At 66.2% G+C, this 9,098-nt stretch carries 10 protein-coding genes; all 10 read right to left on the minus strand.

What is annotated here, in order from left to right:
- A complete protein-coding gene (traU, locus tag ACFDS6_RS12830; RefSeq protein ID WP_084280091.1) occupies window positions 1–1,014 on the minus strand; it encodes a conjugal transfer pilus assembly protein TraU in 1,014 nt (337 codons plus the stop codon).
- Window positions 1,011–1,295 (minus strand): hypothetical protein, encoded by a 285-nt coding sequence (locus tag ACFDS6_RS12835; RefSeq protein ID WP_375272560.1) that lies wholly within the window; start codon window positions 1,293–1,295, stop codon window positions 1,011–1,013. The genes traU and ACFDS6_RS12835 overlap by 4 nt, the downstream gene beginning before the upstream one ends.
- Window positions 1,292–1,951 carry a type-F conjugative transfer system protein TraW gene (traW, locus tag ACFDS6_RS12840; protein WP_375272561.1) on the minus strand — a complete coding sequence of 220 codons (660 nt, stop codon included), beginning with the start codon at window positions 1,949–1,951 and terminating at the stop codon, window positions 1,292–1,294. The genes ACFDS6_RS12835 and traW overlap by 4 nt, the downstream gene beginning before the upstream one ends.
- The gene (locus ACFDS6_RS12845; RefSeq protein WP_375272562.1) at window positions 1,948–2,529 is read right to left on the minus strand and encodes a S26 family signal peptidase; all 582 of its coding nucleotides are present in this window, start codon (window positions 2,527–2,529) and stop codon (window positions 1,948–1,950) included. The genes traW and ACFDS6_RS12845 overlap by 4 nt, the downstream gene beginning before the upstream one ends.
- Window positions 2,519–3,187 carry a TrbI F-type domain-containing protein gene (locus ACFDS6_RS12850; protein WP_375272563.1) on the minus strand — a complete coding sequence of 223 codons (669 nt, stop codon included), beginning with the start codon at window positions 3,185–3,187 and terminating at the stop codon, window positions 2,519–2,521. Before ACFDS6_RS12850 ends, ACFDS6_RS12845 begins: the two co-directional genes overlap by 11 nt.
- Window positions 3,180–3,575 (minus strand): hypothetical protein, encoded by a 396-nt coding sequence (locus tag ACFDS6_RS12855; protein WP_375272564.1) that lies wholly within the window; start codon window positions 3,573–3,575, stop codon window positions 3,180–3,182. The genes ACFDS6_RS12850 and ACFDS6_RS12855 overlap by 8 nt, the downstream gene beginning before the upstream one ends.
- On the minus strand, window positions 3,572–6,112 hold the full coding sequence (traC, locus tag ACFDS6_RS12860; protein WP_084280095.1) for a type IV secretion system protein TraC: 2,541 nt from the start codon (window positions 6,110–6,112) through the stop codon (window positions 3,572–3,574). The genes ACFDS6_RS12855 and traC overlap by 4 nt, the downstream gene beginning before the upstream one ends.
- 4 nt (window positions 6,113–6,116) lie before the next feature.
- Window positions 6,117–6,923: a conjugal transfer protein gene (locus ACFDS6_RS12865; protein WP_375272565.1), complete on the minus strand. Its 807-nt coding sequence runs from the start codon at window positions 6,921–6,923 to the stop codon at window positions 6,117–6,119.
- Window positions 6,920–7,699, minus strand: coding sequence for a DsbC family protein (locus ACFDS6_RS12870; RefSeq protein WP_375272566.1), 780 nt, complete (start codon window positions 7,697–7,699; stop codon window positions 6,920–6,922). The genes ACFDS6_RS12865 and ACFDS6_RS12870 overlap by 4 nt, the downstream gene beginning before the upstream one ends.
- A gap of 71 nt (window positions 7,700–7,770) precedes the next feature.
- A partial coding sequence (locus ACFDS6_RS12875; protein WP_375272567.1) for a TraB/VirB10 family protein occupies window positions 7,771–9,098 on the minus strand: 1,328 nt, incomplete at its 5' end.

The following is a 9,098-nucleotide window of genomic DNA, read 5'->3' on the forward strand; positions in this document are numbered from 1 at the left end:
TCACAGCATGCAGCAGTTGCGCTTGCGCCAAAGCAGATACCCAAAGTCCTCTCCCCCTACAGGGAAGGCACGGCCGGCATCCGGCGGAAGCGTTGAAGCGCCGATCGGCGAGCAGGCATATTTCCCACTGACAGTCGGTGTCGGGTTGGTCATCTGAATCCGATATTGCGACTTCTTCAGGATCGGCATGATGTACTTGTTGCAAAGGGCCTTTGACCCTGCCGTGCCCCAGGCCAGACCCTGGCGGTGCATCTTGAACAACAGCCGCTCCGCGGCGAGCCGTGAGGATTGAACGGGCGAGTTGTGGGCAGCCACATTGCCGTTCATCGGGAACATCGAGCCGTTGCACCCATCGCACCAGAACATCTGGTCGATCGGCAGCTTGGCAGTCGCCGCGGCGCAGTCGGCCGCGCAGGCGGCCACCGCGATCGGATTGTTGAACAGCGCCACTTCCGGATTGATGACCGTGGTCAGGGTGTCATCGTTCCAGAGCGGATCGATCTCGGTGATGTAGGCAACGTCGAAGGTCGTCTGCTCGAAGCAGGCGAAATCGGTAAGGATCTCGAGCCAGTAGAGCAGCGGATAGACGTAATAGTGCGCCTGCCAGTTGGCCGAAGCTTGGGTCGCCCCACCCTTGATCAGCGGCCCGGTATATTGGCCCTGCCCGATATCGAGCCCCGGGTTGAGCCGCAGACCACCAAGATTCGGAAAGCACCACGGCTTGGTCGTCACATCGACGAGACGAGCGGGCTCCCAGAAACCGATCGCGATGCCGATCCGCGGCACCGGGCTGCCGCAGGCGCAGACCGGCAAGTCAGGGTTCTTGGTGTCGGGACGCGAACCCGGCCAGATATGCAGCCCGCCCACCGACAGCGGGAACAGGCACGACCAGCAGACGTCCGTGATGGGATTGACGAACTTGCCGGTGCAGTTCGACGGGCCTGCGCTCGCCGGCGCCGGCAGCAGCGCGAAAGCTGCAACGATGCCGAGGAGTGCAAGCAGCCGGCGGATCATGCGACGTCGCCCCCTTCGCGAACCGCGACGAGTTGGTCGAGATAGGCGTTATCCGCTCGGTTCTTGGTCGTCGCGTAGATCGGCACCAGGATGGCGAGCACGCCGATCAGCAGCGCCGCGATCCCCCCTGCCCCGTTGCCGATCACGCTGCGCAACGGAGCCAGCGACACGATGGTCAGCACCAGCAGCGCAGCGCATACGAGGATCGTCAGCCGCATCGCCTTGAGGCGTGGCGTCTCGGGAGCTGCCATCGGTGTGCGGAGCATGTCGAGCCACATCATGACGCGCCTCCCGGCAGTTCGACTTCGCTGACCCGCATCGCCTGACCTTCCGGCGCGACGATCGCGGGGACATGGGTGATGCCGAAATGGCCGCTGAGCCGGCCCTGCTGGTCGAAGAAGAAGCGACGCTTCTTCTCGCCCATGCGCTCGAACGGCGAGCCGGCGACGAAGATGATCTTGGCGGCGGTCGCGCTCCAGCGCTTCAGCGCCCAATCGACCTGAGCGTCATCACGTCCGTCGATGAACACGAGGTCTGTCTTGAGCGACACGAACGCGAGCGGATTCACTCGGGTGCCGGCCGCAGCGACCAGGTTACCCTTCACATCGCGCAGATCCCGATCGAGGACGATCGAGGGATCGAAGGTCCAGCTCTTCGCCTCGCGGACTGGCGTGATGCCGCTCACCGGTAGCGGGTTTCGCACGCGGTTCTCGGCATTTGCACGCATGGTCGCCTGCATGCGCTCGATACCCCCGTTCGCCTGCAGCGCCTTGAGGCGACCATCGATCGTCGTCAGGAGATCGGGCTCAGCAATGCCCCAGGTCTGCCCCATGACGCCATGGTCGCGCGCGAGGGCGCCTTGCAGGAGCGGCCAGGACGAACTGGCGACGAGCGCCGCAGCGAACGTGCCCGCGGCGAGCAGACGGCGCGCGGTCATAGGATGGGTGTCCCGGTGCCGATGATCTGGCTCGCGCAGGCGAAGCCGATCTCGGCGTAGCGGCTGTCGAACCCGTCGGGATGCCGCGTGCCGACATAGTAGCAGCCACGCGGCACTCGGCCGACTGGTCCGGGCGTAAGCGGCTCGCCGGTGCGGGTCAGCGGCTTCATGTGCGCGACGCGAACGCCGTCGACATAAACGTCCGATCCGCGGTGCTCGACGAGCGCACCGGGCATGCCAATCACGCGCTTGCCGAAGGGCCCGGAGGTCGGGCCGAAATGGCGCTGCACGAGCGGGTTCGCAGGCGGTGCGAAGAAGACATAGTCGTCTTTCGCGGGTGTATGGTGGAGGTGGACGAAGAAGGCCCAGTTCGGGAGGCTATCGCTGGCGTTGATGAGGAAGGCGTTGTTCTTCTGCCAGTCCGCGATCGTGTTGTAGGAGGCCCAGGCGACAGCCATCAGCGCCACCGCGCTCCACTGCCTCACGCGCTTGGTGAAAAGAGCGCGCCGGTCGACCGCTACCGGAGCAGCGGTTTGCCCCGATGCGGTCTGTTCGAGCAGAGCGGCCTTACTGGCCACTGGTCGACCCGGTGACCGAGGGGGCGATCGCGGCGTCGAGTACTGAGCCCTGCGCCGGCGGTGCGAACGGTGATGCGGCCGGCGCGATCGGCGCGGCTGCCCCGGAGGCTGATGGGGCAACCGCGCCAACCGCGGGACCTGCCGGCGATGCTGGGGCGGCCGCGGGAAGCGGGACCTTCGCATAGACCGCACGGCGGATCTGATCGGTGATGTCTGGTACGTTCTTGGAAAGAATGGCCTCGCCGACGAGAACGGTCGTGCCCGACGCGCCGATCTTCTGCAGCTCCTGATCGAGCGCGCCCATGAAGGCGCGAGTCTGAGCCGCCACGGCTTCGGGCTGACCGTTGCTGTGGCTCTGAGCATGGACGTACTCGCTGACGATCGTCTCGAGCCGGACGCTTGCCATCGGCACCGCCGCAGCCGGGCTGGCGATGTGCTTGGTGACCCAAGCGCCCCACAGCAGCATGACGATCGCGATCGCGGCCATTGCCCAGGTGATCGGCGGCAGGCCCTCGGCTTTCTTGACGGCCGGCGGTGGTGCACCAGGCGCCCGGCGCGAAATCGGCAGCTCGCCGCCGGAGAGGTCGAACCGATCGGTAGGTGACCCGGTCGGGTGAGCGGCCGCGGCCGGCGCGGGCGTGTCGAGGACGTCAACCATGACGGGGGCCTTTCGAGGGAACGAGGATCGCGATGAGCAGCTGCCAGCGCAGCAGAGCGATGACCCCGAAGATGAGGATGGCGACGATCCGCAGCTCGCCGACGAACGTCGCCCGCCGAACGGCATCGGCCGAGACGAAGCGCGATCCCAGGTTGGCGATCTGCGAGAAGAAGCCGATGGGGGTGAAGTTGCCCAGCATCAGGAAGAGCAGGACGGTCACGCCCATCGCCGCGAGCGTCGTCATCGCCAGCCATCCTGAGAAGCGCAGCGCGACATAGCTCGTGTCAGCAATCGCCCCGCGGAGGTCGCGCTGCCAGCGGCGGGGCACTCGCCGCCGCGTCGCGACCTGCCAGTCGCTGTCGAAGCCGTAGCCTTCGGTCGCGCTCATTCTGCGGCCTCCAGATACTGCTCCGGAAACGCGACGCGCTCGATAGCCTCGTCCATCGAAAAGCCCTGCTCGATCAGGTGCTCGATCGCGGCGAACGTCTGCGGGCTCGAGGAATAGAGCGTGGCCGAATACTTATCGAGGACGAGCCGGCCGACCGCCTGGCTATCCGGGCCCTTGATCATGATGTCGGAATATTCGGCACCATTGCGCTTCAGCGACCGAAGCAGGCTCTCGGTATAGGGATCCATGTCGAACCGCCCGTGCTTCTGGAAGTCTGAGATCGTGTCTGGCTTCTGCATGAGAATGACCGACCAGTCGCTGTTCTCCAGCGCCGCAAGGCTGCCCTCCGACTTGTAATAGTCGTTGAGGCTCTGCGTCGCGGTGATGAGCGAGGCGCCGTATTTGCGGCACGTGCGGCTATACGTCTCGACGAAGTCGGCCATCGATCCGCCGCGCAGCATCTGCCACGCCTCGTCGATCAGCAGCGCCTTGGGGATCTGGCGATCCATGCGACGCATCGTCTGGCTCGACATGAACATGATTGCGGTGAGCACGACGGAGCGGAGCTCCTCGCGACTGGCGAGGTCGGACAGCTCAAAGACGGTCAACGCGTTCGACATGTCGACCGACGCCTCACCGACGAAGAACTGGCCGTAGGTGCCCTCGGAGGAGAACGGGAACATGGCGATCGCGAGATCGGTCCCCTGCGGGCTGCCATCCGTACGCAGCTCCTGCACCACGTCGTCGACGCTGCCGCTGCGCCCCTTCGCCTCCCACACCCGATTGACGGCTCGGTCGATAAGGCCGCGTTCGGTGTCGTTGAGCTTGTCGATATGGCGGCCCATCTGCCCGATGATCGACTTGAGCATCGCCAGGGCGTCGACGAGATAATCCTCGTCCTGCGCCACAAGGGTCTCATCGATCATCGAGAACGGATTGAGGCTGAACCCGTCGCGCAGGCGGAACTCGACGAAGTTGCCACCGAGGCTCTTGGCCATGTGCTCGAACGAGCGGCCGTCGTCGATCACGATGATCTTGGCGCCGACGCCGGCAAAGGCGGCGCACAGCTCCTGCAGGGCCACCGACTTGCCCGACCCCGACTTGCCGAACACCGCGACGTTATGGTTGCCCGCCTTGTTCTCGAAGGGCGACCAGAAGAAGGGCTGGCCACGCCGGCCGACGAACATCAGGTGCGGGAGGTGCCCGCCGAGATACTCACCCTGGATGGGAAGCATGTTCGCCGTCGTGCTGGTGAGCATCGTGCGCAGCCGCTTCATGCGCTTCAGGTCGCTGTCGATGCCGTTGCCGAGCGTCATCGGCAGGCACGACATGAACGCCATGATCTGGAGGAACCGCTCGTCCAGCAGGTCCCAACCCGCCGCCTTGTACATCGATTTGACGGTGCGCTCGTTGGCATCGCCCTGCCCTTTCGGGCTGATGATGCCGACCGAATAATAGGCCTGGACGAGCTTCTTGCCGAGCCTGAGCTCTTGCGTCACGTGCTCCCATTCGCGGCTCTGATCCTTGAGCTGCGGGAGGAGCCGTGCCGACTTGGAGTCCGCGAGGCTCGAGGTGCGCATGAACTTGTAGCCGGCCTTGGATGAGGCAGCCTGCTCGTCCTGGTAGCACAGACACAGCGAGGTCAGCGTAGGACAGCCCGGGCGAAGCTTGTCGGAGAACATGTCACCGATCAGCTTCTGCACGTCCCAGGGCGCCCAGCGATTGGGCAGGTTCCGGACGGAGAAGAAGCGGTAGTCGAACGTGTCCGGGCGGATCTCCTCATAGGCCGTCTCGCCCGAAAGATTGGTGACCGCTCGCAGCGGCTCGACCGAGACGAGCAGGCGATCCGCCTGCACCACCGTCTGTACGTCGCGACGCATGCACTGATCGGCGATGGGGTCGAGCTCGGAATATTCGAGCACCTCCTCCGCCACGTTGAACGCGGGAGCGGTGATGTCGTCGATCAGCGAGATGAGGTCGACCGGCTTCATGCGGGCCGACGGCATGTCGATCGACTGAAGCGTCGAGACGATGCCGTCGCGCACGCCGACAAGCTCCTCGGGGCTCGACTTGCCGCTGGCGATAGACACGGACAGGAAGATGCGGTGATTGCGGACGTGGAAGGGCCCGTCCTTCGACATTGACACCCACGCACCCTGGCGGAGGAAGGCTGAGCGATGCTCGGCGATCTTGCGGTGGACACCGCCGGCCTTGAAGCGCGGGAGCGCATATTGCGCGATCAGCTTGCCGACGCGCGGGCTCTGAAACGCGAGGATCTGCACGCGCGCATTGGCGGGGATACTTTCCGAAAGGAGCTGCGCCAGGATCTCGCCTGTTCGCTCGTCCGCGCCCATGAGCGGCGCGAGCTCGAGTGCGAAACCGATCGAGTTGGTCTGGTAGAAGATGTCGTGTCGCTGATCGTAGCTGCGGTACGGCAGCCAGTTCGAGAGCATCGGCGCGTCGAAGGCCGGCGTGCCCTCGTCCGTCCCGCGCGTATCGCCCAGCATGCGAGCGATGAAACCCCTCTTGGCTGCCATGTGATCAGTCCTCCACGTTCGGGCTGAAGCGTGCGGGCCGGTTGGCCGGCGACGACGAGGCGATCCGCTGTCCGGCAGGCGATGCCGCCGCGACGGGAGTCGACACAGGCGTCGGCGCCGGCGCGGCCGGCCTTGTGGCGGCGAGCGGGCGATCGCCCTTGGCCTTGGCTCGCGCGGCAGCGACGGCGCCGACGGTCGGCGCGGCCGCGCTCGCAGGAGGCACGGCTACCGGCGTCGTATCCGCGGCCAAGCGCTCTGCAGTCGCCCGCTCGTTGGCCGTCACGGCGTCGATCGGCGCACCGAGCTGCGATAGGATCTCGGGGCTGACGTTGAGCGTGGTTGAGGCGGCGAGGCCCGGGCCATGGCCGTTGGTGGCGGCGACCCACTGGCTACTGTCGACCATCGCCTGCACGACGCTTGTCTCGTGATACCGGCCGGCGCCGTCGGTATGCGCCGGGAAGACGATACGAAGGACCTTCTGCGGCCGAACCCCCACCGTGCCGGTCGCGGCGATCGCCACGCTCTCCGGCGCGGAGCGGACGGGTGCCCGCTGGTATTGCACCGCAGGCCGGAAGCTGGTGTCGCCGGTGATCTCGGCCAGCGCCTTATCGTCGATCACGGTCGCCGGGGCGCAGCTGCCGCCTGCCGGCGCGCCGCAACCGAACTTGCCCGAGATGTTGGTGCCGAACGTGGTGCAGCTGGTCATTGCCAAGCCGGCGACAGCGAGCGCGACGATCGTCATCAGCCGAGTGCGGCGGGGACGCAGCGTCGGCACGGGACCTGCCGGCAGATAGATGACATCGCTCTTCACGACCTGGCTCCCTTCAACCATGCTTCGAGCTGCGGCTTCGGTTTGAAGCCTTCCATCACGGCGCCGTCAGAGCGGACGATGACCGGCGTGCCGTTGAGCCCGTGGGCCTTGGCGAACGCCTCGTTCTCATCGAGCCCGCTGGTGTCGCACTTTGGGCCGGTGCGGATCTCGTCCTGCGCATACGCGGCGCGCACCGCTGCATGCTTGTCGCGCGCGCACAGCACGAGGTCGGCGACCTCGCGGCTGCCGAGGACCGAGATCGGTCGCTCGATCACCGTGACGTTCATCGTCTCGAGCGACTGGCTGAGCGCGCGGCAATACCCGCAGTGGAAGTCCGAGAAGACGGTCACTGTCTGCGACCCCGAACCCCAAACGATCGCACCCTTCTTCGACAGCCGTGAAAGGTCGAGGCGTTGCGGGGACGCCGCCTGGGTCACCCGCGTGCCTGCGCCCACCGATGGCGGCGCGGCGTCGGGAGCATCGGCCGCGCTGTTCGCCTTCGCTGCACCGCCCACCAGCATGTCTGGGTTGAGCGCCAGCAACCTCGCGGCGGTGAGGTCCTGGCGCGTCTGCATGTCGTAGACGCGTCCGATGACGAGGAAGCGCGCGGACTTGTCGACGTAGAAGAGGTTCGAGCCGGCCACGACCTCGCACAGGCCGTCCACCTTGGAGCAGTCGACCGAGGTCACCTGCGTCTTGGGCAGTCGCTTCGTCAGCGCGGCCTTGACGATCTCGCCGTCCGGGGCCGCTGCGCTCCCGGTGAGAAGCGCCGCCATCGCTGCCAGCGTTACCGATCCCAAACCCTGCATCATAACTCTTCCCGCCTTTCCGACCTGGTCGAGGCCGATCAATTCTGGATGAAGACGCCCTCGAGGAAGACGATCTCGACATCGATGCCGGTGGGCATCTCGATGATCGGCTGATATTGCTCGGCACGCTCGATCAGGTACTTGCTGACCATGTCGCCGGCCTCTGCGACACCATTGCCGATGCCACCGGTCGCCAGTTCGCCGACGCCGAGCATCTGGCGCTTGCCGTTGACGGTGATGTTCGAGCCAAGGAGCGAGGAGTTGGCGTTCGCCGCGAAGCCGCGGCCGATGCCACCTGCGACGCCGGCGAGGAACGCCTGCCCGACGAGGCCACCCTCGCGGCTTACGACGCGACCGCGGACACCCGTCTTGCCGGCGAAGCTGATGAAGCCCTTCACGTCGGACACCGCGTAGCGGCCGTTCGACTGCGGGCACGTCATCCGCTGCAGCTTGACGTAGACCTTCTCGGACGAGAGGTCGCCGCGCGCCGCGCCGTTGATGAGACAGCCTTCGATCCGCGTCGTGAGCAGCTTGCCGTCCCGGTAGACCGACCGCGCGGGCCCGGTGATGCGGAGCACCACGGGAAGCGGGTCCGACTGCGACTGGACACCGGCCGAGGCGTCGACACCCACGATGACCTTGGCCTTCGCGATCGAGTTGGGCGGCAGGTAGTTGGGGCTATCCGTGTAGCTTGTCGTGCCTCCCGAGATCCGCGTGGCGGTGCCGGCGGGACCGCCCTCGAACGAGACGAGCTTGATCTGGCGCGAGGCGACGGCAGCCGCGGCCGCTTCACCCGCCGTCATCGGTCCCCCTGCCCCGCCCGGCCCGCGGTAATTCGGCTGCGCCGCGCCGTACATCTGGGTCGGCAGGGGTGCAGGCGCGGGCGTGCTCGAGCGGTCCGAGAGCTGCTTGCGCAGCTGATCGTTCTCCTGCTGATAGGCGCTCATGACGCGCTGGCCGTCCGAGGCCATTGACTGGTTCTGGCCCTGCAGTGCCGCGACCTGCTCTTGGAGCGCCCGCATCTGCGCGGCCTGGCCGTCGACCGACTTCAGCTGGTTGTTGATCGACTGCATCTGCGCCTCGGACGAGGCCTGCCATTCGCGCTGCGACATGTTGCGATTGACCATGTCGTCGGTCGCGATCGTCACGTCCTTGCCGTCGGTCGGCGCGATGGCGGCCTTACCCGACGGCTTGAGAATGTACCAACCGCCGAGCAGCACGATGAAGCCGGCGATGACGGCCAGCCACATGGTCTGCTTCTTCCGCACGGCATCGTTGCCGGCCATCATGCCGGTGTCGTCGCCCTCCTCGGGCTCGGCATCGAGCTGCTTGGCCTTGTTGCGATTGAAGATGTCCCTGAGGCTCA

Source organism: Sphingomonas sp. (assembly GCF_042095875.1).
In the GTDB taxonomy this organism is placed as follows: domain Bacteria; phylum Pseudomonadota; class Alphaproteobacteria; order Sphingomonadales; family Sphingomonadaceae; genus Sphingomonas.

Coding starts and splice junctions, on each gene's coding strand:
- traU (WP_084280091.1), bottom strand. CDS start 1,014: ATGATCCGCCGGCTGCTTGCACTCCTCGGCATCGTTGCAGCTTTCGCG.
- ACFDS6_RS12835 (WP_375272560.1), bottom strand. CDS start 1,295: ATGATGTGGCTCGACATGCTCCGCACACCGATGGCAGCTCCCGAGACG.
- traW (WP_375272561.1), bottom strand. CDS start 1,951: ATGACCGCGCGCCGTCTGCTCGCCGCGGGCACGTTCGCTGCGGCGCTC.
- ACFDS6_RS12850 (WP_375272563.1), bottom strand. CDS start 3,187: ATGGTTGACGTCCTCGACACGCCCGCGCCGGCCGCGGCCGCTCACCCG.
- ACFDS6_RS12855 (WP_375272564.1), bottom strand. CDS start 3,575: ATGAGCGCGACCGAAGGCTACGGCTTCGACAGCGACTGGCAGGTCGCG.
- traC (WP_084280095.1), bottom strand. CDS start 6,112: ATGGCAGCCAAGAGGGGTTTCATCGCTCGCATGCTGGGCGATACGCGC.
- ACFDS6_RS12870 (WP_375272566.1), bottom strand. CDS start 7,699: ATGGCGGCGCTTCTCACCGGGAGCGCAGCGGCCCCGGACGGCGAGATC.